This is a genomic window from Meiothermus cerbereus DSM 11376 (assembly GCF_000620065.1).
Taxonomy (GTDB): Bacteria; Deinococcota; Deinococci; order Deinococcales; family Thermaceae; genus Meiothermus; species Meiothermus cerbereus.
Window position 1 is genome coordinate 58,237 of sequence record NZ_JHVI01000020.1, and the last position, 22,799, is coordinate 81,035.

Genomic DNA, 22,799 nt, shown 5'->3' on the forward strand with positions numbered 1-22,799 from the left:
TATACTTCCCCCGGAAGTCATGGGGAACTCAGGTTGCTTTTTTGGATAGTCAACCTGAAGTTCTGCTAAAGGAGCTGCTGCTTTCTGGTAACTCCTCTGTAGAGAAGCGCAGTTTTGGAGGTTGACTTTGGCAATAAGCGAACTCTTGAGCAGTGTGCTGGCGACGGGGGTGCTCGGTTTTCCACTGGGAATAGCCCAGCCCAACCTGCCTGGAACCGAAATAGAAGTGGATACGCCTGCCCGTAAAGGCTGGGTGATCTACACCGTGCGTCCAGGCGACACCCTGAGTCAGATTGCCAGCCGATACCGGGTAGATGCCAGGGCCATCATGTACAGCAGCGGCCTCGAGGGTACTTCGCTGCGTCCTGGGCAGGTGCTCCGAATCCCCCTGGTCGAAGAGTCCAGCGACGAAAGCCGGTTGCCCCCTGGCGTTCGCGCCTATGTTGTGCGCCGGGGCGATACCGTGCAGTCGGTCGCCAGGCGCTTCAATCTGACCGTGCTGGGGCTGGTTTCGGCCAACCCGGGCCTGCAAAGCCTGGATCGGCTCGAGGTGGGCTCCACCCTGTATATCCCGACTGCCGAGCCTGGCTTGCTGCTTCGACTCAAACCTGGAGAAACCATTCAGGATGTGGCCCAGCGCTTTGGCCTCTCGGTTACCGAAGTGGCCAAGGCCAACGGACTAGACTCACCCACCGATGTGCGGGCCGGCGATCTGGTTCTTTTGCCTGGGGTGCAGGCTAAAACCACCTACCAGCGCCTGTTGCAAATCCAGGAGACTGAACGCAAAGCCCGCGAAGAGGAAGCCCGCCGTCTGGCCGAGGAACGACGCAAACAGGAAGAGGCTCGCCAGCAGCGGCTGGCCGAGCAGCGCCGTTTGCAACAGCAGTCCCGTGCTCGTTTGCAGCAGCAAGCACAAAGCCAGCCCCGCCTGCGCCGAGCCAATGCCGTGGTTGCGGCAGCCGGGTACCGCTGGCCGCTGTCGAACTTTACCATTACCACCCACTTTGGCCGCCGGGGGGTGTTTCAGCGGTTTCACACCGGCATCGATCTGGCAGCCCCTGTGGGTACCCCTATTTATGCGGCCAGGGCAGGGCAGGTGGACACTGCCGGCTGGAGCCGCTACGGCTATGGCCTGCACGTGGTAATAGACCATGGTGGGGCTCAGGAGACCCTCTACGCCCACATGTCGCGTATTGCGGTTCGTCCTGGACAGTGGGTGGACAGGGGTGAGCTAATCGGCTATGTGGGATCGACAGGCTGGAGCACAGGCCCGCACCTGCACTTCGAGGTGCGGGTGGGGGGCGCTGTGCGTAACCCAATGGCTTATCTACCTTAACCCTCGCCGGGTGGTTTCAGCGCTGTCTTTGGCTTGAATAATGCACTTGTTTTTTCCCGGCCAGCCTGGCGCGAAAAGTGGCTAGATGGGCTTCCAGCCTTTAGCAAGAACAGCCAGAGCCGGGTTTGTATAAGGCAAAGCGATGGCCTATAACCGAATCGGTGAGAAAACCGTAAACTAGTAGCGACATGTTTTTCTTCGAGCTTCTTGGTAACGACCCCCTGGCCTATCTGGTTGCATTTGCCGCAGCCGCTTTTGGCCTGGTTGTACACAACCTGTTTCAAGCCTACCTAGCGGACCGCTACAAGGATGGTGACCCCAGACGCTATGGTTTTTTGACTGTGGAACCTAAGGTGCACCTCGATGGCCTGGGCCTGATTTTCCTGGCCCTAATAGGCTTTGGGTTTCCGCGCCTGGTTCCCTGGCGCCTTTTTGGCGCAAAGGGGGCCCAGACTGCCTTGATGGGGCCGCTGGGCTTTTTTGTGGCTGCTTTTTTCTACATCCTGTTGGGTAGAATTTTGGACAACCTGGGGCCGGCCACCTCGAGCATCGCACTGGGCTTGCAGGTTGCGGGCTCCTTGATGATTAGCCACGCTGCGGTGTTCTTGTTTCCTGTGCCCCCACTGGACGGAGCGCGGGTGGTGTATGCGATTGGTAGCCCAGAGGCAAGACGCTTTATGGATCAGCTACAAAGCTATGGTTTTTTGGGCTTCTTCGTGATTTTTCTGATATTGAACCTGAGCGGTATACTGCCAGCCATTCGTGCTGGCCTGAGCGGGTTGCTAAATAGCCTGTTTGCTGCGATTGGACTGTAAATGGGCCTCCTGCCGCTGTTGCAAAGCGACCCACTGGCTTTTGGGCTGGTGGTAGCGATTTTGCTGCTGTCGCTGGCCTTGCATGAATGGGGCCATGCGATTACTGCGCTTTGGATGGGTGATTCGACCGCCAAAGAGCAGGGCCGTGTAACGCTCAATCCATTCAAACATCTTGACCTTTTGGGTTCAGCCATGATCTTACTGGTGGGCTTTGGCTGGGCCAGGCCGGTGCCGATCTACCCACCCAATTTCCGACACTACCGGTTAGGGCTTTTTGTGGTCTCTATAGCCGGGATAGTGATCAACCTTTTAATCGCCACATTTCTCGCACTGGTGTTGCGCTGGATGCTTGCTTCGGGCTATTTGGAAAATCCCAGCGGCTTTGTGCTGGTGCTGGCCCAGGCTGCAGCGATAGCCGCAAGCATTAACCTGACCCTGGCTGTTTTCAATTTACTGCCCATTCCACCCCTGGATGGCTCTAAAATTGTACAGAGTTTTCTACCTTTGCGCTGGCACCCTTATATTTGGCGCCTGGAAGCTAACCCAACCTATGCAATAGTAGCTATGCTACTGTTGCTTACTGTGCTCCGACAACCATTAAGCAGTTTTCTTGCTCTGGTGCGGACACGGTTTTTTGATGGTTTTGGCCTGTGATGTGAGCGAGGCCAAAGCCAATAGGATGCGTACTACGCTTAGGTACAGTAAGCAGCGCTCATCGGATTTGCGTGGGGCTGGTGAGGGCTTTCGGGAATCTTGCCACGCAATGAAATTTGGCAGGGCTGTTTATTGCCCTGCCGGGTCTTGTTATACCAGATTCGGTTAGTTCGTCACCGAACGGTGACGAACTAACCCGACCGAAGGGAGTGCTCTAGGATTCAAAAAGATAGCCCCTTGATGTTTTTTGTTTGAAGAGTATCTTTTTGAATCCGGTATTATACGAAATGTCTTTGGCTTGTTCTTTTTTTGCTGGAGCCGCCACCTGAATGCTATGCTAAGAGCTGTACTTGCATCTGGTTGGTTTTGACCTGCCCTAAACAGAAAGCTTCAGGTGAGGTTCATATTAGCCCAGTTTGGCCCGCACGAGCTCCACGATTTCGTCTATGGTGTCGGCCACGGGTATACCGGCATCGGCAAAGGCTGCCAGCTTACTCTCGGGCGTGCCTACATTACCCATGATGATGGCTCCGGCATGGCCCATCTTTTTGCCCTTGGGAGCACTACGTCCACCGATAAAGCCCACCACCGGTTTGCGCATGTGCGCCTTGACGTAGGCGGCAGCATCTTCTTCGTCTGAACCGCCAATCTCACCACAAAGCACCACGGCGTGGGTCTCTGGGTCTTCGTTGAACAGGGGCAACAGGTCTTTGAAGGTGGTGCCGATGATGGGGTCACCTCCAATGCCGATGCAGGTCGAGATGCCGTAACCCGCGTCCGAAAGGGCTTTGGCGGTTTCGTAAGTTACCGTGCCCGAGCGGGAGATCAGGCCCACCCGGCCCTTCTTGAATACGCTGGCGGGCATAATACCCAGCTTGCACTCTTCTGGGGTGATCAGGCCGGGGCAGTTGCCCCCAATCAGGCGAATATTGTCCATCGCCTTGATTTCGGCCACGGCTTTTACCATATCCATGGTTGGAATGCCTTCGGTAATCAGTACCACCAGGGGTACCCCGGCCTGGGCGGCCTCGAGGGCCGCATCGGCAGCGGCTGGAGCGGGCACGAAAATGATGGAAGCATCAACGCGGTGGCGGCCAACGGCTTCCTTGACGGTATCGTAGACTGGCACGCCCAGCATGGTCTGGCCCCCTTTGCCGGGGGTTACGCCGGCGACTACTTTGGTGCCGGCTTTCATCATGGCTTCGGTGTGGAAGGCCCCTTCACGTCCAGTAATGCCCTGAACGATGACCTGAGTGTCTTTGTTAACTAGAATGCTCACTTTGTACCTCCCGTCATCGAAATAATCGCTTTGGCGGCTTCCGTCGAAGTGGGGTACATATAAACTGGACGACCCTGCAAAAGGGCCTTGGCTTCTTCCTCGGCGGTACCAGCGACCCGCATGGCCACTGGCTTGGTCAGGATGCCCTCATCAAGCGCACGGATGACCCCTTTGGCCACTTCGTCGGCCCGGGTGATACCGCCAAAGATGTTGATAAAAATGCCCTTTACATCCGGGTCTTTTAGCACCACCTTGAGGGCGTTGTACACCACATCGGCCTTGGCGCCACCTCCGATGTCCAGGAAGTTGGCGGCCTTGCCGCCGCAGCGCTGAACCAGGTCGAGGGTGTACATGACCAGACCGGCGCCGTTGCCAATTACGCCAATGTTGCCATCGAGCTTGACGTAGCTGAAGCCGTAGTTCGAGGCCTCAACCTCGAGGGGATGTTCGGCCTCAAACTCGCGCAATGGGGTCAGTTCGGGGTGGCGATACAGGGCGTTGTCGTCCAACACTATTTTCGCGTCGGCTGCTACTACCTCGCCGGTATCGGTGATGACCAGCGGGTTAATCTCGGCGGTGGAAGCATCGATACCCACATAGGCCTGGTACAGCTTGACCAGCACATCGGCCAGCTTGTTAAGGTTGCCTTCCATGCCCGCACGCTTGACCAGCTCACGTGCCTCAAAGGGGCGCAGCCCCTTATGGGGGTCGATAGGATACTTGATGAGGGCCTCAGGCCGGGTGGCTGCCACCTCTTCGATGTCCATACCCCCTTCTTTGGAGAGCATGAGCACCACCCGCTGGCTCACACGATCCAGAATCATGCCCGCGTAATACTCCTGGGCGATATTCAGGCCTTTGGCTACCAGCACCTTTTTGGTGATGAAACCCTTGATGTTGAGGCCCAGTATTTGCGCGGCCTTTTCACGGGCCTCTTCGGGGCTGCGGGCTAGCTTTACACCACCCGCTTTGCCCCGCCCACCTGTGTGTACCTGGGCTTTGATGACAACCAGGTCGCCATACTCGCTGGCGATTTGCTTGGCCTCGTCGGCGGTAAAGGCGACTTTGCCTGGGGGAACCGGTATGCCGTATTTGGCGAGGATGTCTTTAGCCTGATACTCGTGTAGATTCACGCTTGCCTCCGTAGATGTGGCTTTTTTGGCCAACCAAACAGCCGCATTAAGCTGCCGCACGCCATTATATGTTCTTTTACCAAGACGGATAATCCCATCCCTTGCCTGGGCCATACCGTTCCAGCGCGGTCTACCCAGGGCAAAAGTTCCACCAGCTCAATAGATTGTGCCTGTTGCTTATTTACATAAATCGTTGCGGCAGATGTCCAGCACTGCCCAGTCTCGCCCTGGCTGAACCACCAGTTTGACCCATAGCGTGCCGCCTTCGCTGTAGTACTTGTTCCCAGCGCTGCTGTCGAAATCGGCTCGAGAAGTAGCAGGTTCTAGTTTGTTGCGGTTGTCAATCCAGGAGTCGCGGTAGATGAAGGGTGCCCCGCCGTAGGGCATGGCCAAGATAATGTGGTCTCCAGGCAAGCCATTGTCAAAATGCAGCTTGAGTTTGCTGGGCATGGTTCCTGTCACACCCAGGGTATAGCTACGGCCCTTGATGACGGTGGCTCCAAAGCGGGTGTTGTCGCCGTCTTTGGGTGAGCCCCACATGCGAAAGACTGGGTTGCTGCTGTCCTGCCGGATTAGCGAGACCGGGGCGATGTTGCCTCCGCTTTGGTTGATGATGTACAGCCGAGCGTAGCCATAATTGCACACAGCGGCGTTCCAGTCTGGTTTTGTTTTGCAGTTGGCATCGAGCAGGAAGGGGTTGTTGAGCACAATGGCGTGGCCAGGTTTGCCGCTGACCGAGCCGTCGAGGTCCACAAAAACGCTGCCGCGGTAGCCATCGGCGTTCTCGTCTTTACTAATTTCCTCGGGTGTGGGTTCGGGTCGGGGCGGCAGGTATACCGGCTTGGCGTTGAAAAAGCGGGCGCCCTCGGCAAAGTTCCGGCTGTCAATGGGAAAAGCGGTAAAGCGCAGGTAGCTCATGGCCCCGGCCTCACGGGTTTCGCTTTGTCCGCCCTGGGCATTCTGGATTTGCAGAGGCTGGAAGTTGACAAAGTGCACGTTGCGAAAGCCAACCCTGCCATCGTAGAACTCAAATCCGCGGATCGGGAAGTTGTCTTGAATCGGGCCCCCATTGCTCGCGGCCCAGGGTCTTGGCAGGCTGCGGCCATCTACCCCGCGGAACTCCCAGGCTTCGGGGTAGCCTTTATTCTCGCTGTCGCCGACGATAAGTGAGTCTTCGAGTGTACTTGCTGATGAAGCAAAGGTTACCCCAATGGCATTATCGGCCAGTTTTGCCCCGGTCATTTTGTGGTTGACGCCGCGGAACCAGGCGGCGTTGCCGCGGTTTTTGTAGGCCGTGAAGTTTTTGAACTCAGCTATTACGGGCGGGTTTTGGGTGTTGTCGTTGCTGCTGTTGGCGGGGTTGCTGCGGGGGTTGTAAGCGGAGGGCTCCGCCTCCAGGGTGTCCTTGTTGGGGCCCCGGTCCACCATCAGGCCGTCCCAGTTGGAATGGGCTACGTTTCCGGAAAACTCGCCCAGGGGGGTACGACGGGGCCAGATGGCGGTGGTGGCCGATGGGCCGGTGGGGTGTTCGGGCAGGGCGTACCAGAAGCCCGTATGGTGAGAGCCGGCAGCTACGTTGTTGCGCACGATATTGTCGGGGTGGCTAATCCAGAAGGTGGCTGGGGTTTGATCGGTGGGGATTACCCCAAGTTCACCATTGTTCTTGTTGGGACGGCGGGTCAGAATACCCAGGTTGCCTTCGATAAGGTTATTGCTTTCGGCGCCGTCCTCGAGGAAATAGCAGTGGCCCAGGGCGTTGTAGGCCACGTTGCCGACCACCTCGACCTCGTTGGTACCGTGTACTGTGACGCAGCGGTTGAAGGAATCGTGGATGGAGGAATGCTTGATGTACTGCCCTCGAGCCCTGCCCACAAGGTGCCAGTGGATGGGGTAGCGGGCCAGCTGGTTGCGCTGCCCCATGCGGTACAGCTCAACCCCAGAAACCCGCATGGTGCTTCCCATCATGGCCATGATGTGGCCCCCGAAGCCAGAACTGTTCGAGGAGTCATCCCCGCGAATCAGGATGTTGCGGGAAAGTAACCCGACCTCACCCCGCTGGTCTACCCCGAAGGTAATCTCACCGAAGGTAATCTCACCGAAGTGAGGGTAGCTGAGCGGTTGATCCAAGCTGAGGGTGTTGCCGGAAATTGCTGTGATGGTACGCACCTCGGCCTGCTCAGGGTTGTAATCGGTGGAGGCCAGCACGATGCGGTCGCCCACGCGCCAGTCGCGCGCATCCAGCACGGTAATCTGACTGGCCTCACGGGGTGCCGTTTGAGCCAGCCTGGTCCAGCCTTTGCGGGGTTCGCCATGCAGCTCCAGGATGCCCCCCATGACCCCCAGCACCTTGGTGCCCATGCCCATCTGGTCTTCACTGGGGTTGTTGCCGGTGAGGGTGATGATGGCGCGGTGGCGGAAGGGGCGCTCGGGGGTACCGACCTCGAGCCTGCCATGCACCATGATCCAGTCTGCGCGAAGCTCGAGGTCCTTATCGGCAAAGCGCAGTACGCCGTTGATGGTCAGTCCCCTGACTGCCGCGTTTTCGTCGAGCTCAACAGCCACGCCACAGGGGATGTCCGCTACTTCTCCGGCCTTTGGCTTTTGCCCACCGGGCCAGGTGTTTGGATCGGACCAGAGCCCGCTGCGGCCAGGGTTGATGCAGTTGGATGAGGGCGCACTCGCGCCATCCGTGTTACAAGCCGCCAAAAAAGCGATAAACAGAAGACCCAGCCAACGCTTCATCCAGACTCCCCCAAATAGTGTTGTGCAGAAAGACCCCAGCCGCAAGGGCCTTTACGCAACTAACTTTTAGGATACGCTCGAGGTAACTCTTAATTCCTAGACCTTGCATTAAGGTTTGCTTTATAAACTGCTAAATTGGCCCCCGAAGACCAGCTTGAACCAGCCCGACCAAGACATGCAGCTTGTTTGCCAAATGGCCCTGCGCGGCCTAGACAAAGCTTCGCGTCCGCTCTATACTCAATACTCGCTGGCGCCGAGGAGTAGCGCAGCCTGGTAGCGCACCTGCTTCGGGAGCAGGGGGTCGCTGGTTCGAATCCAGTCTCCTCGACCAACCAATCCGCGCTGTTTGTTCTTTTAACTCGGGCCTGAAGGTCAAAGCTCTCACCCGATTCAAATAACGTTTAGCGAAACTCGGGAAGGGATAAACTGGTGCCCTGTAGGTACAGACACCATACCGGAGATACCGAAGCAGCGGCATCTCCGCGCACCACGGTTGAGTCATGAAGCGCTTTCTTGTTCTTGTGGTGGCCCTGATCTCCAGCGGGATGGTTGCTGGACAGTCGAGCCCGTACCGCTTGAGGGTTCTTTCCTGGAGTTGTCAGGCATTTCCTCGCGGTGTCCTGATTCAGGGGACGGTGCGAAACATCAGCTCGAGGCCTTTGCAGGACTTGCGGGTGAATGCCCGGATTATTGGGCCGGGACTGCGCATGGCAACCAACTCAGCGCCCTTGCAGGATCGCAACCTGCTTCCGGGCGAGTCGGCCCGTTTTGAGCTGCGGATTCGCACAAACTTCGATACAGTTAGCCGTTGCGAACTGTGGTTTCGCAATCCAAAGGTCATTCAAATTGCAACCCTGGTGCCCAACCCGCGCTAAGCCTGGTCAGAACAGGAAAGCGTGCGTTTTGCTGGATGGGTTGGCCACAACACAACCCGTTTTACCGCAGCACAGGGCAGCCCGGCTTTGGTAGCATTAGCTGTATGAGATTAGATGCCATTTTGCTGGGAATCTTCTGGTTTTTTGGATTGACTCAGGCCCAGGGTACGGTGTACAAGCTTCGGGTAACCGATCCCGACCCGGGTGCCTGGGCAGTAGCAGCAAAGGTGTAGTGATGCTGCGAATTTTGGGTGGAACGGCCAGAGGGGTGGCCTTAAAGGTACCGGAATCGGCGCGGCCCAGCCCGGTGCGGCTGCGCAAGGCCCTGTTCGACTTTTTGCGCTTTCGCTACCCCCGCCGGGGCCGCTTCCTGGATTTGTATGCGGGCAGTGGTGCGGTGGGGCTCGAGGCGGCCTCGGAGGGATTTGAAACCACCCTGGTGGAAAAAGACCGCCAGGCGATTCAGTTTTTGCGTGAAAACGCCAGCAAAGCCCGCCTGAAGGTCAGGATTGAAGGGATGCCGGTAGAGCGCTATTTGCTGGAAGCCAAACGACAGGGTCTGCGCTTTACGGTAGCCTTTATGGCCCCTCCTTACCCCCATGACCTGTTGCAGGATTTTGAGCGTTTGCTCGAGGCCCAGGTGGTCGAACCTGGGGGCCTGTACATCTTGCAGCACCCTACCGAGCTCTACTTGCCAACGGGAGAGCGTCGGGAGTATGGCTACAACTGCCTTACCATAATCGAGGCAGAGGCAGTTCAGGCCCAACCGCAATAGGGCGATTTTCGGTAAGAACCCCTGAAGACTGGAGCGTTTGACCAGGGGTGCTGTGCTATGTGAAGATACGTGCCGAAAGCGAGGCGCTATGCACGTGGTTTACCCAGGCAGTTTCGACCCTTTGCACAACGGGCATTTTGACGTAATCCAGCGGGCCTCGAAGCACTTTGCCAAAGTGACGGTGGCGGTGCTCGAGAACCCCTCCAAGCGGGGGGTTTGGCTCTTTACGCCCATCGAGCGGGTCGAAATAATACGGCGGGCCGTGGCCTCGGCCCGGCTCTCCAACGTGGAAGTAGATATCTTTAGTGGTTTGCTGGCCGATTATATGAAGCGGATTAACTCGAGGGTAATCGTCAAGGGGCTGCGGGCGGTGTCCGACTACGAGAGCGAGCTGCAAATGGCCCACCTCAACCGCCAGTACGGTAACCACCCCGAAACATTCTTCATAATGGCGGCCACCCGCTGGTCGTTTGTCTCTTCCACCATGGTGAAAGAGATCGCCCGCTACGGGGGCGACGTGTCTAAACTGGTGCCTCCCGCTACCTTGGAGGCCCTCAGGGAAAAGCTCAGCTCCGTGGAGAAGTAAAGTATGAAAACACATCAGAGCAAATACGGCAAAGCCTTGGAAATAGGCCATCTGATCGGGGAGGAAGAGGTTTTTGAAGGTCGGCTGCTCGAGCGCCACAACCCCGCCGACCGTGCCGACCTGATCGCCCGCTTCCCCGAAGCCTCCAAAGAAACCCTGCGAAAAGCGGCCCTTACCGCCCAAAAGGCCTTCCAGGAGTGGTCGCGTACCCCTGCGCCGGTGCGTGGAGCGGTGCTCTTGAACCTGGCCGGGGTCTTGACCCGCGAGAAAGACACCCTGGTGCGGCTGATGGTGCGCGAAGTGGGCAAGACCTTCAAAGAGGCCGGTGGGGATGTGCAGGAGGCCATCGACACCGCCGTCTTCTTCGCCTCGGAAGGGCGCCGGCTTTACGGCCAGACCGTGCCCAGCGAGATGAAGAACAAGGAGCTCTTTACCTTCCGCCGACCCGTCGGGGTGGTGGGGATGATTACGGCGGGCAATTTTCCCATTGCGGTGCCCTCCTGGAAACTGATTCCGGCCATACTGACCGGCAATACGGTGGTGTGGAAGCCCTCCGACGACTCCCCGGCGCTCTCGTATGTGCTGGTCAAGCTCTTCGAGGAGGCTGGATTGCCCCCGGGCGTGATTAATGTAGTGTTTGGCGGCGGCAAGGATTCCTCCGGCCAGTGGTTGGTAGAACTCATGGACGAAGGGCTGCTGAACAAATTCGCCTTCACCGGAAGCACCGCGGTGGGGCGCTGGATTGGCGAGGTGGCTGGCCGCAACCTGTTGCGCCCGACCCTCGAGCTCGGTGGCAAAAACCCCCTGGTGGTGTTGCGCGACAGCGACTTGGATCTAGCGGTGGAGGGGGCCTGGTGGAGCGCTTTTGCAACCGGAGGCCAGCGCTGTACCAGCGCGGGCAACATCATCGTGGATGCCCCCATCTACGACGAGTTCAAAAAGCGCTTCCTGGAAAAAACCGAGTCTACCGTGGTGGGCAACCCGATCCAGTACCCCGACGTCAACTACGGGCCATTTATCAACGCCCGCCTGTACGAGCGCTGGATTGAGCACTATACCTGGGGCCAGGCCGACGGCGCCAACCTGCTGTTTGGCAAAGCCCGTATTACTACTGCGAACCCTTACCCCCACTTCAAGGGCGACCCCGAGGCGGGCTTGTTCGGCTGGCCCACAGTCTGGGAGGCCCGGCCTGGCATGAAGCAGTTTGAGCAGGAAATTTTTGGCCCCACCATCAACCTGGTGCGGGTGGACGGCCTGGACGAAGCCATCCGAGCGGCCAACGCCCACCCCTATGGGCTCTCGAGTGCGGTGTACACCAACCGCCGCGACTGGGCCTACCGCTTCAAGAACGAGATCAAAGCCGGCATGACCAGCATCAACAACTCCACCGTGGGGGCCGAGGCCCACCTGCCTTTTGGGGGCATTCGGGGCAGTGGCAATGGGGCGCGCGAAAGCGGCATCTGGGTGATCGAGGAATACACCTACTGGCAGGCCGTGAACGAAGAGTATTCCGGCAAGCTGCAACTGGCCCAGATGGATACCGACTACACCAGGCCCCGCGCGCCCACCAGTTGGGCCCAGATTTTGGAGTAAAACCAAGGTTGGCAATCGCACTCTTCACAGTCGTTGCCTCATACCGGATTCAAGCGGATAACTTCGGTCGGGTTAGTTCGCCACCGAACGGTGACAAACTAGCCGAATCTGGTATGACACTCTGTTTAGCCACTCGGAGAAGCACTTTGAGCTATCTACGCATTTTGAGCTGATACGTGAGCCGGGCGAACTCTTCGGGGTTTTGGGCAGAGCAGAATCGGTCGAGGTAGGGGAGGGCGGTCTTCATGCAGTTGGCCCTGGGGTCGTAGTCTTTGCTGTTGAGCAGGGGGTTTAGCCAGATTAGGGCGGCGCTGCGCTGGTAAATTTTGCGCAGGGCCAAATCCAGGATTTCTGTTGCTCCGGTGTCGAGTCCATCGCTGGCGATAATGACCACGCTGTCGCCTCGGATCAGTCCGCCGTACTGCCGCTCGAGCTGTAACAAGTTTTCACCAATGCTGGTTCCGCCACCCCAAGCCTGGCCCAGCCGACTGAGTCTGGGACGCATGGTAAGGGTTTTGGCTTTTTCGAGCTGTCGGGTTACACGCTGAAGCTGGGTGGAGAACACAAAAACCTCGACCCGGTTGCAGCGCATTCGCAAGGCCAGGGCAAACTGCAACAGGCGGTCGGTGTAGTCTTGCATCGAGCGGCTGCCGTCCAGCACGAACAAGAAGCGGGGCTGGCGTTTGGGGTGCTGCTGCCAGGCGGGATAGATGGGGTCACCGCCGGTGTGCAGGGCTTTGCGCAGGGTGCGTCTGAGGTGAAACCGCAGCCCTTTGCTGGCCAGTACCCAGCCTCGGCTTCGCCCCAGCCGCACCTGGTTGACCATCTGGGTCGCAGCTTGCAGCATGGCCTCGAGGTCTTCCTGGGGTATTTCCACCTCCTGCGCCTCGGCGCCCGCGGTTCGGCTGAACATAGCTTTGAGCAAAGGGGCGGCCCAGTCGGCCGTAGTGTCGTGGTCTGGTCGCATAAGGCCTTTGTTCCCCTGGTCTTCCTGGCTGTTTGAGGCTTCCGAGAGGCTGGGTTGGGCCGCCTGAGTTGTCTCCTGGGCTTCTTCCAGGGTGCCGGGGGGTGCTGATCGAATGTTGCTGCTTGAGGGCCGTTGTCGGCTCTGCAAGAAAAACTGGAAGAATAAATCGTCGAAGACCCGCTCCTGCTCGAGGTTGCTGCACATCACCAGCTTGAGGGCCTGTCGAACCTCCTGCAGATTGCCCAGATGTACGGCCTCGAGCGCAAGCAGGCTGTCCTGGACTTCCTGCGGCCCTAGGTTGAACTTCTGAACGGTGTGGCGCAGGTGCTCGCTGAAGGCCACCAGGTTCTCCAGCAGGCTGCCATGTGGAAAATCGCTCAATGACATGGACTCAAGCGACCAGTTCGGCGAGGCGGACTTTGTGGCTTTCCACCAGAGCCAGATCGTCTTTGTCTTTGATAATCACGCCCCAGGTCTGCTCGAGGACGCCCATATCGAGTGACTCTTTATGTAGCGAGACCAGGGCTTCGGCCCAGTCCAGGCTCTCGGCCACGCCGGGGGCTTTGTTCAGGGGTAGTTCGCGCAGATGGGCGACCACAGCGGCGATTTTCCGGGCCAGCCGTTCGTTGATGCCCGGTAGCTTGGCCTGGATAATCTCGACCTCCTTTTCGAAGCTGGGGTAGTTTTGCCACAGGTACAAGCATCGCCGCCGGAGGGCATCGGAAAGCTCGCGGCTGCGGTTGGAGGTCAGAATCACGTAGGGCCGGTGGCGCGCTTTGAGGGTGCCCAGCTCGGGGATGGTGACCTGGAACTCGGCTAGGAGCTCGAGCAAAAAAGCCTCGAACTCCTCGTCGGTGCGGTCTATCTCGTCGATGAGCAGCACCGGCGGCCTGTCCTGCGAGATGGCCTCGAGCAACGGACGTCGCAGCAGATAAGCCTCACTGAAAATCTGCGCTTCGCGCTCGGCTACACCAATACCGGTATTTTCGGTCAGGCGAATGTGCAGCATCTGTTTGGGGTAGTTCCACTCGTACAAAGCCTGGGCGGTATCGAGGCCCTCGTAGCACTGCAGCCGGATCAGGTTGGTTCCCAGCACCTCGGCCAGAGTTTTGGCCACCTGGGTTTTACCCACTCCGGCGGGGCCTTCAACCAACAAGGGTTTGCGCAGGGCCATGACCAGCCGCAGGGCTGTGGCCATGGGCAGGTCGGCAATGTAGCTATGCTCACGCAAAACAGCCTGGATGCCTTCGACGCTTGCGAGTAGCGGGTTCTCTTCAGCCTGGCTCATTTGGTGCCCTTCAGGTACTTTCCGGGGTTCTTGAGGAACTTGGCGCGGCAGTTGGGGCAGCTAAAGTAGTAGGTCTGGCCCTGGTACTCAGCGCTCACAGCCCTGGCAATTTCAATCACTTCGCCGCTGGTAGGGTCTATGGCCGTACCGGCGGGAAGGTTCGAGGGTGGCTTAGCGGCTGGAATTTGGGCCGCAATGGATTCCACCTGTTTGATCAAGAGGTCACCGGGCTGTGCAGGACGAGGTTGATCTAGCCTCGAGGAGGCCTTGGGCGGGCTTGATGGTTCTACGTTGGATTCTTGCGGGCGGTTTTTGAGCAGGACAATTTCGGCCAGAATCGAGACTGCCACCTCGTCGCGCCCGCGCCCCCCCAGGTCGAGCCCTGCAGGGTATTTGAGCAGGGGGAAGGTGGTTCTGGGAACTCCCAAGATCTCCAGGTTGTCCAGCACTGCAGCCCCGCGCTTACGGCTGGCCACCAGCCCCAAGTAGGCCGGGTTGGGCATGTGCTTGGCGATGAGCACCAGGACATCTTCGTCGTAGTGTCCCTGTGAGGCAATCACGATGCTGGTTTTTGCGGGGCTCTGATCCTCGAGCCACTGCCCCAGCTCGCGCCAGTCCAGCACCCGAATTTCGGGCTCGAGGCTCACCCCGGCCAGCTCGGGCTGATCGCAGGCCAGCGTAACGGTATAGTTCATGCGGGCAGCAATTTGCGCGGTGGAAAGGGCAATTTGCGAGCCTCCCACCACCAGCAAGCTCGACCTGGCGATCAAGGGTTCGATGTAGACCTCCACCGCCCCTTCGCTGGCGCAGGTCAAGGGGATCACCACCTCGTCGGCGTGCTCGAGCACCACCCTGGCCGCCGCCTCGGGGGTAATTTTGACCAGGCGCGGCTTGCCCAGGTGGAGTGCCTCCAGCGCCTGCTTGCGTACTATCTCACGGGAGCAGGCTCCCCCCACATACCCTTCAAAGCGCCCGTCTTCGAAGATTATGGCCCTGTCGCCCAGGTGTGAGGAAACCGGTGCCTTCCGCGAAACCACCGTTGCCAGTGCAAAGGACTCGCCCTTGTGCCGCAGTTCGGCAATTTTGCTGAAGATGTCCATTTGCTGTTCATGCTAAGGCCAGATGGCTCCGGGAAATCATCGGTTGGTCACAAACGTAGACATCTGGCCGGATTATCTGACCCCTTGCTTTTGGGGTTGCAACGCATCTGGGGGCCGCTAGCCTTCACTCATCTTTTGGCCCATGTTGGCGAAGACCGCCTCGATGAGCCTTTTGGCCTGGGCGTCCAGCACCCGTCCTCCCACGGTAGCTGCTGGGCCACTGACGGTGGCCAGGCCTTGCCAGTTCAGCAAAGTGGTCTGGTCTTCCTGGCCGACGATATCGGCGCTTGCGGTTAGATCCACTGCGCTCCCAAGGCCGCCCCCACGAATGCGAACCATAACCTTGTTTTCCTCTGGGCGGGGGTCGAGTTCGATATTCAACTTGAACGAACCCCGCACGGGGCCCACTGCCACGCCAACGGTAGCCACCATGTTTTTGTCGTCCTTAATGTCCACCGATTTGAGGTCGGGCAGGCACGAGGCCACTTTTTGTGGGTCTTGGATAAAGCTCCACACTTTTTCCGGGTTGGTCTGTACCTTCTCTTGTCCGCTGTACTCGAGCTTCATATTCAACCTCGCAAATAGCTTATAGCCGATGGCTGATAGAGAAAGCCATGCAATTCGCTATGAGCCATCAGCTATGGACTATTGGCCTTTGCTAGAACGAATCTATTCCGGCCTGCCGCAACACCTTCCAGACTTTTTCGCGGGTGATAGGCATATCGATATGACGAACACCAAGGTGGGCCAGGGCATCCACCACAGCGTTCACAAAAGCAGCAGGGCTGCCCACTGTAGGAGACTCGCCCACCCCTTTGGCCCCGATGGGGTGATGGGGGCTGGGAGTTACGGTATGGCCGGTCTCCCACCTGGGGGTCTCGAGCGCAGTGGGCAGCAGGTAGTCGGTGAAATTGGAGGCCAGGTGGTTGCCCTGTTCATCAAACGCGATTTCCTGCATGAAGGCCATGGCAAAGCCTTCAGTGAGGCCACCGTGGATCTGCCCTTCGACAATCATGGGATTGATGATGGTGCCGCAGTCGTCAATGGCCACAAAACGCCGCACCTTGACCTCGCCGGTGCCTTTGTCAATGTCCACCACGCAGACGTAGGCCCCGTGGGGGAAGGTCAGGTTAGGGGGGTCGTAGTAGTAGGTGGTCTCCAATCCGGGCTCGAGGCCCGGGGGCAGGTTGGTGTAGGCGGCAAAAGCCACCTCATTCATGGTCACGCTCTTGCTGGGCACGCCTTTGACCTGGAATTTCTTATCCACCCACTCCACATCGTTTTCGCCTACCTCTAAAAGGTGTGCGGCAATCTTTTTCGCCTTTTCCCGGATGCGCCGTGCACCTAGAGCCATTGCTCCGCCCGCAGTTGGGGTGGAGCGGCTGGCGTAGGTGCCCAAACCATAGGGGGCGGTGTCGGTATCGCCCTCCTCGACAATAATTTTGTCTACGTCTAAGCCGAGCTCTTCCGATACAATCTGGGCCCAGGTGGTTTCGTGGCCCTGGCCCTGGTGACGGGTGCCCGCCCGCACGATGGCAGCACCTGTGGGATGTACGCGAATTTCGGCCCCGTCAAACATCTTGATGCCCAAGATGTCGAAGTCCTTGCTGGGCCCGGCCCCCACAATCTCGGTAAAGGTGGAGATGCCAATGCCCATCAGTTCGCCCCTGGCCCGCTTCTCGGCTTGCTCCTTGCGTAACTCGTAATAGCCGATTTTCTCGAGCGCAACCTTTAAGGTTTTCTCGTAGTCGCCGGAGTCGTAGGTCCAGCCCAGGGCCGAAGGATAGGGGAATTGGTGGGGCTGAATGAAGTTCTTCAGACGCAATTCCGCGGGATCCATCTTGAGCTCGTGGGCCAGCACATCCATGCTGCGCTCGATCAGGTAGCTGGCCTCGGTTACGCGGAAGGAGCAGCGGTAGGCCACCCCACCAGGGGCTTTGTTGGTGTAGACCGCCTCCACCTGGGCGTAGGCTTTTTGAAAGTCGTAGGAGCCGGTGCAGATGGAGAAAAGTCCCGCTGGGTACTTGCTCGGGTCGGCGGCAGCGTCGAAGGCCCCGTGGTCGGCCAGGGTGTAGACCTTCATGGCCGTGACCTTGCCGTCTTTGGTGGCCCCTATCTCGATGTCCATGTGGTAATCGCGGGCGAAGCCGGTGGTGGTGAGGTTCTCGGTGCGGGTCTCGACCCACTTGACCGGTGCCCCCAGCACAATGCTGCCCACAATGGCGCACACATAACCTGGATAGACCGGTACCTTGTTGCCAAAGCCGCCCCCAATATCGGGGGAGATGACCCGAATGTTGTTCTCAGGAATTTTGGTCACCAGCGAGAGTACTGTGCGTATGGCGTGGGGGGCCTGGGTGGTCATGTAAACCGTCAGCCGCCCGGTGGCCTTGTTCATATCGCCAATGCAGCCGCAGGGCTCGAGGGGGGCCGGGTGGCTGCGGGGGTAGACCATGTGCTGCTTGATGCGGACTTCAGCTTGCTCCAGTGCTTTTTCGGTTTCGTCTTTGGAACCCACATCCCAGGTCCAGATGTGGTTGTCGTGGCGGCGGGGGCCATGGGCGCCGGTCATATTGCCCTTAATATCCTCCCGCAGCACGGGTGCGTCTGGGGCGGTTGCCTTGAAAGGGTCTACCACCACGGGCAGGGGCTCATACTCCACCTGCACCGCAGCCGCACCATCGGCAGCAGCCTGGCGGGTTTCGGCAAACACCGCCGCGACTTCCTGGTACTGGTACAGCACTTTGCCGTCGGCCAGTACCATCTGTTTGTCGCCGGCCAGGGTGGGGATCCATGAAAGGCCCGCAGCAGCCAGGTCTTTGGCGGTGATGACAGCCTTAACCCCAGGAATTTTGAGGGCCTCGCTGCTGTCGATGTTGAGAATCCTAGCGTGGGCGTAGGGGCTATGAACCAGGGCCATGTGCAACATACCTGGAAGATTGATGTCGTCGAGATAGTTGCCTTTACCCACAATGAAGCGGGCGTCTTCTTTGCGCTTAATGGCCTTGCCGAGCCCTTGGATGCCTTTGGGCTCGAGGTTGGGGGTTTGAACTGCCATGGCTGCTCCTTTCAGTTGTGCTAAAGCCAATCCAAATCAACTTGACCAGGCGACTAATCATCTGCTGCGGCACCAGCGGGTTGCTGCAACATCTGGGCGGCCTGCTGAACGGCTTTGACGATGTTCTGGTAGCCCGTGCAGCGGCAGAGGTTGCCCGAAAGACCAAAGCGAATCTCTTCCTCGGTGGGGTTGGGGTTGCGCTGCAGCAAAACATGGGCCGCCATGATCATGCCAGGTGTGCAGTAGCCGCATTGCAGGCCGTGCTGGTCGTGGAAGGCTTGCTGCAATGGGTGGAGCTTGCCGCCCTGGGCCATGCCTTCGATGGTGGTAATCTCGTGGCCCTCGGCCATGACAGCAAACATGGTGCAGCTTTTCACGGCGGTTTTGCCGTCGAGCACCACCGTACAAACCCCGCACGACGAGCTATCGCAACCCACGTGGGTTCCGGTCAGGCCGGCGTCGCGGATGGCGTGAACCAGCAGGGTGCGGGGCTCAACATTTAGTTTTTTCTCCGAGCCGTTGATTTTCAGTGTGATTTCCATAGCTGTGCTCCTAGAGGCAGGTAAAAGGTGGCCCCTGGCGACGGGTACTGCTTACCCGAGCCTTTGGAAGCTATTCAGGCCACTACGACATTTAAGCGCTTCAAAGCCTTAATCAGACCCCGTCCCACCAATACCCTTGCCATGTCCTTTTTGTACTCGGCAGAGCCGCGTGCATCTGGATTGGGGTCGGCAATTTTGCGGGCTTCTTCGGCAGCGGCCCGGATCAGCTCGAGCGAAGGTTTCTGACCTCGCAAAATTTTCTCACCTTCCTCGACCCGCAAGGCTATATGGGCTACTGCGGTAATGCCGATTCCGGCTTCCTTGATGGTGCCGTCGGGATTAAGTTCAATTTGCACAGCAGCGGCGGCAGTAGCGTAATCACCCACCTTGCGCTCTATTTTCTCGTACGCACCGGAGATGAGCGCATTGGGGGCAGGAAACCGCACTTCCACAGCCATCTCGCCCGCGCCAATTGAAGTGGCGAAGCTATCTACCAAAAACTGGTCTATCGATTCGACCCGTATCCCACCCTGGCCCTGGATTACCATCTGTGCCCGTGCTGCAATGGCCGCAGCAGCCCAGTCGCCCGAGGGGTCGTTGTGGCACAGCGAACCCACCACAGTGCCCCGATAGCGCACAACTGGGTCTGCCACGACCTTGGAAACATCTGCGATGAGGGGATATTTGCTTTGTATATGGTTGCTGAATTCCACATCGGTGTCGCGTACCAGGGCACCTATGCGGAGCATCCCGTTTTCTTCTTGCATATACCCCAGGTTGGGGAGTTTGTTGATATCTACTAGCACGGTAGGCTGAGCTAGGCGGTAGCGCATGGCTGGGATAAGACTTTGCCCTCCAGCCAGCACCCGAGCGTCAAAGCCATGCTCGGCCAGGTGGCTCAGGGCTTCTTCCAGGGATAGCGGGCGTTTATACTCAAAGGCCGCGGGTATCATGCAGTCCTGCCTCCTTTATTTGTTTTAACGGACTTACTCTATTGTAAGAACTTGATAACGGAAGCTGCTCAAGCTTACACTTTTTATTAGACTCTGCTTTTTACCATCAGGCTGGGTACAAAAGGCTTTACTGCACCACAACGGCCCCTTTGTAGGGGGTAATGGGGCTTTTGATGGTGTTGCGCTTGCTGTATCTTACGGGAGGATGCGCGGGCTGTGCTGGGTTAGAGCCGCCATTGGAGCCAGAGGGCGCTGCCAGAATGGCAGATAAGCTAGGGTATGCCGCCTGTAGATGCCATTGTTTTAGCAGCCGGGATGGCCTCGAGGTTCGGGGTTCCCAAATTTCTGCTGCCGGCAGGTGAGGGCCATGTTCAACTAACCCGGGTGCTCGAGCAGGCTTTACTTGTAGCCGAAGGGCGCGTGGCCGTGGTTTTGGGGCGAGCATCGAAGGTGGCGCGTTATGCCCTGGATCGCTGGCTGGAAACAAGGGCTGCTGCTGGCTCGAGGGTGGTTTTGGTATTGAACCGCCACTACCGGCAGGGGCAGAGCACCTCGCTCAAAGCAGGGATAAGGGCACTGCCCGGCTCTTCTGGGGTGCTGGTATTTCTGGCTGATATGCCGGTGCTGGTGCCTGAAAAGCTCGAGCTGCTGCAGAAGGCCATCCTGCGACCAGGCAGCCAGGCGCTGGCGGTGGCCGCGGGCAGGCAGGGCCAGGCGCATCCCCCGGTGTATCTATCTGCAAAGCTTTTTGCGGAAATTGACCGGCTAAAAGGAGACCAGGGGGCACGGGCCATTCTGCGCGCCCACCAGGGGCAGCTCGAGGTGGTGGAGTGGGGGGAAGGGCCGTGGTTTGCGGATGTAGACGACTGGCCCACCTATCGGCAACTGGCCTACCAGCAGGGGTGGATCACCGAGCCTTTTACCCCCATTCCCCGCTGGCCAGTGGCCGCAGCTCAGGTAGCCCCGAGGGTGGCTGCGACGCTAGCAGCAAAAGCAGTGCCCTGGTTGGCACCTGGCTTACTGGTTCTGCCGGGAAAAAAAGAGACACTCTGGCTTGACCTGAGCCCGCCTTACCAAGGTGTGCAAAGCATCGTGCAAGGGCCCTCGAGCACACCGGCGGCATATCTGCAGCTGCTGCGCAGGGCCAGCCTGATGGCTTTGAGCAGCTAGGCTGCAATGTGCTGGGTTGGAGGCGGCAGGCATCTTGCGCGTAGCGAGATCGGGGCGAGCCAGCCTCTGGGCTTTTACTCAACCTGTTCAATGCGCTACAGTAGGCGCGATGGTTCGCTACGATGTGCTAATTGTGGGGGCCGGCATCATAGGTGCGGCCTCTGCCTACCGCCTGGCCGAGCGCGGGCTGAAGGTAGGGGTGCTCGAGCAGGCCCCGGCTGCGGCGATGGGTTCTACCGGCAGGAGCGCGGCGGGGGTGCGGGTGCAGTTTACCGAGGCCACCAACATCCTTTTATCCTGGCACTCCATCCAGGAGTACCGGGCCATGCCGGAGGCCACCTACCGGCCCATCGGCTACTTGTTTTTGGTGCCCGCCTCCCGGTGGAGGGCCCACCTGGCCGGGGTTGAGCTTCAGCAGAGCCTGGGCGTTCCGGTCGAGGTGCAGGGCCTCGAGGCGGCCCAGCAGTGGTTTGATTTTCTGCCCCAAGCCGAAGGCCTGGAGCCCATCCTGGGTGCAACCTACGGCCCCGCCGACGGCATTGTGGATCCACATGGCATATGTATGGAGTACCTGCGCCGGGCCCGCCAGCTTGGGGCTGAGGTTTACACCGAGACCGAGTTTCTGGCTGCCGAGCCCAAAGGTGGCGGCTGGCTGGTGCAGACCTCGAGGGGGTTGCTCGAGGCCCGCTTGGTGCTCAACGCCGCCGGAGCCTGGGCGGGTGAGGTGGGGCGCCGGGCCGGACTAGCCATACCCGTGCAGCCAGCCCGGCGGATGGTCTTCTGTACCTCCCCTGTACCCCATCCCGCCTGGCATCCCCTGACCATAGACCTCTCGAGCGGCTTCTGGTTTCGCCCCGAGCACGACCGGCTGATATTTGGCCGTAGCAACCCAGCCGACCTGGGCTTCCAAGAAGGCATGGACTGGAGCTGGCTCGAGCCCACCCTCGAGGTGGGCATGGCCCGCTTTCCCTGGCTAAAGCGATTTCAGCTCGACCGCAAGGCTAGCTGGTGGGGCTACTACGAGGTCACCCCGGACCACAACCCCATCCTGGGCCGGATGCCCGGGGTGGAGGGCTGGGTCAACGCCTGCGGCTTCTCCGGCCACGGGGTGCAGCAGGCCGCCATGGTGGGTCGGCTGATGGCCGAGGAAGTGGTAGACGACCGGGTGCAGAGCCTGAACATTGATTTGCTGCGCTATGAGCGTTTCTCCAGAGCGGCCCCTGCGGTCGAAAAAAACATTGTATAGCTTACATCACGGCATCACATTCTGGCTTGACGATAACCTAAGCGAAGCCTACAATACCTTTTGCTGTTGCGGCGTGGTGAGCGTAGCTCAGCAGGTTAGAGCACCGGTCTGTGGAACCGGGGGTCGTGGGTTCAAGTCCCATCGCTCACCCCAAAACCAGGGCAAATGATTGGGGCGCAGAACGTAAATTCTGGCCCCCAATCGCAAGCCCTTCTACCGTGCGCGGATGGTGGAATTGGTAGACACGCAAGACTTAGGATCTTGTGCCGCAAGGTGTGGGGGTTCAAGTCCCCCTCCGCGCACCACATAACCCCGGCTGTGCCGGGTTTTTTGTTGGCTCGACCTTGGCTATCTAGGGTTCTCGGCTTTTTGAAGTAGGGCCTGCAGGGCAGCGATGGCGGCTTCCTGGTGGCGCTGTTCCGGTGGGCGTAGCACCAGCGGCTGCGCGGCCAGCGCCAGCCGGATGGGCCAGGCTAATGAGTCGTTTGGGTTCTTCAGGTAGCGTTTGATCAAATGGATGCTCAGAAAAATGAGTGCGAGCGTGCTCAGAACTCCCTGTAATACCGGATTCAAAAAGATATTCTTCAGACAAAAAGCGCTAAGAGGCTATCTTTTTGAATCCTAGAGCACTCCCTTCGGTCGGGTTAGTTCGTCACCGTTCGGTGACGAACTAACCGAATCTGGTAT

At 58.8% G+C, this 22,799-nt stretch carries 21 protein-coding genes and 3 tRNA genes; 13 read left to right on the forward strand and 11 right to left on the reverse strand.

Annotation, left to right across the window (positions count from 1 at the left end):
• The first annotated feature begins 127 nt into the window (after positions 1 to 127).
• The 3 genes from Q355_RS0108535 to Q355_RS0108545 all read left to right on the forward strand — a co-directional run bounded on the left by Q355_RS0108535 (position 128) and on the right by Q355_RS0108545 (position 2,805).
• A complete protein-coding gene (locus Q355_RS0108535; protein WP_051529361.1) occupies positions 128 to 1,336 on the forward strand; it encodes a peptidoglycan DD-metalloendopeptidase family protein in 1,209 nt (402 codons plus the stop codon).
• 188 nt (positions 1,337 to 1,524) lie between these two features.
• Positions 1,525 to 2,151: a zinc metalloprotease gene (locus Q355_RS0108540; protein ID WP_027877421.1), complete on the forward strand. Its 627-nt coding sequence runs from the start codon at positions 1,525 to 1,527 to the stop codon at positions 2,149 to 2,151.
• On the forward strand, positions 2,152 to 2,805 hold the full coding sequence (locus Q355_RS0108545) for a site-2 protease family protein (protein ID WP_027877422.1): 654 nt from the start codon (positions 2,152 to 2,154) through the stop codon (positions 2,803 to 2,805). It begins immediately after the preceding gene.
• A gap of 406 nt (positions 2,806 to 3,211) precedes the next feature.
• Here Q355_RS0108545 and sucD read toward each other — a convergent pair whose 3' ends face one another.
• From sucD to Q355_RS0108560, 3 genes are all read right to left on the reverse strand, one after another.
• Entirely contained in the window at positions 3,212 to 4,084 is an 873-nt protein-coding gene (gene sucD, locus Q355_RS0108550) for a succinate--CoA ligase subunit alpha (protein WP_027877423.1), read from the reverse strand.
• Positions 4,081 to 5,217, reverse strand: a complete 1,137-nt coding sequence (gene sucC, locus Q355_RS0108555; RefSeq protein ID WP_027877424.1) for an ADP-forming succinate--CoA ligase subunit beta — start codon at positions 5,215 to 5,217, stop codon at positions 4,081 to 4,083. Before sucC ends, sucD begins: the two co-directional genes overlap by 4 nt.
• A gap of 177 nt (positions 5,218 to 5,394) precedes the next feature.
• Positions 5,395 to 7,959: a G8 domain-containing protein gene (locus tag Q355_RS0108560; protein ID WP_027877425.1), complete on the reverse strand. Its 2,565-nt coding sequence runs from the start codon at positions 7,957 to 7,959 to the stop codon at positions 5,395 to 5,397.
• A 254-nt stretch (positions 7,960 to 8,213) separates the two neighbouring features.
• Between Q355_RS0108560 and Q355_RS0108565 the strand changes: the two genes are divergently transcribed.
• The 6 genes from Q355_RS0108565 to Q355_RS0108590 all read left to right on the forward strand — a co-directional run bounded on the left by Q355_RS0108565 (position 8,214) and on the right by Q355_RS0108590 (position 11,788).
• Positions 8,214 to 8,290, forward strand: a tRNA-Pro gene (locus Q355_RS0108565).
• 169 nt (positions 8,291 to 8,459) lie between these two features.
• A complete protein-coding gene (locus tag Q355_RS0108570; RefSeq protein ID WP_027877426.1) occupies positions 8,460 to 8,834 on the forward strand; it encodes an FxLYD domain-containing protein in 375 nt (124 codons plus the stop codon).
• 104 nt (positions 8,835 to 8,938) lie between these two features.
• Positions 8,939 to 9,067 carry a hypothetical protein gene (locus Q355_RS17225; protein ID WP_281172009.1) on the forward strand — a complete coding sequence of 43 codons (129 nt, stop codon included), beginning with the start codon at positions 8,939 to 8,941 and terminating at the stop codon, positions 9,065 to 9,067.
• 2 nt (positions 9,068 to 9,069) lie between these two features.
• Complete coding sequence (locus Q355_RS0108580; RefSeq protein ID WP_027877427.1) at positions 9,070 to 9,609, forward strand: RsmD family RNA methyltransferase; 540 nt, start codon at positions 9,070 to 9,072, stop codon at positions 9,607 to 9,609.
• Between the two features lie 88 nt (positions 9,610 to 9,697).
• Positions 9,698 to 10,195 carry a pantetheine-phosphate adenylyltransferase gene (gene coaD / locus Q355_RS0108585; RefSeq protein WP_027877428.1) on the forward strand — a complete coding sequence of 166 codons (498 nt, stop codon included), beginning with the start codon at positions 9,698 to 9,700 and terminating at the stop codon, positions 10,193 to 10,195.
• A gap of 3 nt (positions 10,196 to 10,198) precedes the next feature.
• Positions 10,199 to 11,788, forward strand: coding sequence for an aldehyde dehydrogenase family protein (locus Q355_RS0108590; RefSeq protein WP_027877429.1), 1,590 nt, complete (start codon positions 10,199 to 10,201; stop codon positions 11,786 to 11,788).
• A gap of 151 nt (positions 11,789 to 11,939) precedes the next feature.
• Here Q355_RS0108590 and Q355_RS0108595 read toward each other — a convergent pair whose 3' ends face one another.
• The 7 genes from Q355_RS0108595 to Q355_RS0108625 form a co-directional block, all read right to left on the reverse strand.
• Positions 11,940 to 13,136: a vWA domain-containing protein gene (locus Q355_RS0108595; RefSeq protein ID WP_425411856.1), complete on the reverse strand. Its 1,197-nt coding sequence runs from the start codon at positions 13,134 to 13,136 to the stop codon at positions 11,940 to 11,942.
• 10 nt (positions 13,137 to 13,146) lie between these two features.
• A complete protein-coding gene (locus Q355_RS0108600; protein WP_027877431.1) occupies positions 13,147 to 14,043 on the reverse strand; it encodes an AAA family ATPase in 897 nt (298 codons plus the stop codon).
• Positions 14,040 to 15,143 (reverse strand): XdhC family protein, encoded by a 1,104-nt coding sequence (locus Q355_RS0108605; RefSeq protein WP_027877432.1) that lies wholly within the window; start codon positions 15,141 to 15,143, stop codon positions 14,040 to 14,042. The genes Q355_RS0108600 and Q355_RS0108605 overlap by 4 nt, the downstream gene beginning before the upstream one ends.
• A gap of 117 nt (positions 15,144 to 15,260) precedes the next feature.
• Positions 15,261 to 15,710 carry an SRPBCC family protein gene (locus Q355_RS0108610; RefSeq protein ID WP_027877433.1) on the reverse strand — a complete coding sequence of 150 codons (450 nt, stop codon included), beginning with the start codon at positions 15,708 to 15,710 and terminating at the stop codon, positions 15,261 to 15,263.
• A 91-nt stretch (positions 15,711 to 15,801) separates the two neighbouring features.
• Entirely contained in the window at positions 15,802 to 18,201 is a 2,400-nt protein-coding gene (locus Q355_RS0108615) for an aerobic carbon-monoxide dehydrogenase large subunit (protein WP_027877434.1), read from the reverse strand.
• Between the two features lie 53 nt (positions 18,202 to 18,254).
• Positions 18,255 to 18,743, reverse strand: a complete 489-nt coding sequence (locus tag Q355_RS0108620) for a (2Fe-2S)-binding protein (protein ID WP_027877435.1) — start codon at positions 18,741 to 18,743, stop codon at positions 18,255 to 18,257.
• 74 nt (positions 18,744 to 18,817) lie between these two features.
• Positions 18,818 to 19,696, reverse strand: a complete 879-nt coding sequence (locus Q355_RS0108625) for an FAD binding domain-containing protein (protein ID WP_027877436.1) — start codon at positions 19,694 to 19,696, stop codon at positions 18,818 to 18,820.
• A 279-nt stretch (positions 19,697 to 19,975) separates the two neighbouring features.
• On the opposite strand from Q355_RS0108625, the gene Q355_RS0108630 reads away from it, so the two are divergent.
• The 4 genes from Q355_RS0108630 (at position 19,976) to Q355_RS0108645 (ending at position 22,417) form a co-directional block, all read left to right on the forward strand.
• Positions 19,976 to 20,866 carry a nucleotidyltransferase family protein gene (locus Q355_RS0108630; RefSeq protein ID WP_027877437.1) on the forward strand — a complete coding sequence of 297 codons (891 nt, stop codon included), beginning with the start codon at positions 19,976 to 19,978 and terminating at the stop codon, positions 20,864 to 20,866.
• 109 nt (positions 20,867 to 20,975) lie between these two features.
• Positions 20,976 to 22,112, forward strand: coding sequence for an NAD(P)/FAD-dependent oxidoreductase (locus Q355_RS0108635; protein WP_027877438.1), 1,137 nt, complete (start codon positions 20,976 to 20,978; stop codon positions 22,110 to 22,112).
• A 76-nt stretch (positions 22,113 to 22,188) separates the two neighbouring features.
• Positions 22,189 to 22,265, forward strand: a tRNA-His gene (locus tag Q355_RS0108640).
• Positions 22,266 to 22,332: 67 nt separating this feature from the next.
• A tRNA-Leu gene (locus tag Q355_RS0108645) sits at positions 22,333 to 22,417 on the forward strand.
• Positions 22,418 to 22,460: 43 nt separating this feature from the next.
• Here Q355_RS0108645 and Q355_RS0108650 read toward each other — a convergent pair.
• On the reverse strand, positions 22,461 to 22,625 hold the full coding sequence (locus tag Q355_RS0108650) for a hypothetical protein (protein WP_156941896.1): 165 nt from the start codon (positions 22,623 to 22,625) through the stop codon (positions 22,461 to 22,463).
• Positions 22,626 to 22,799 lie beyond the last annotated feature (174 nt).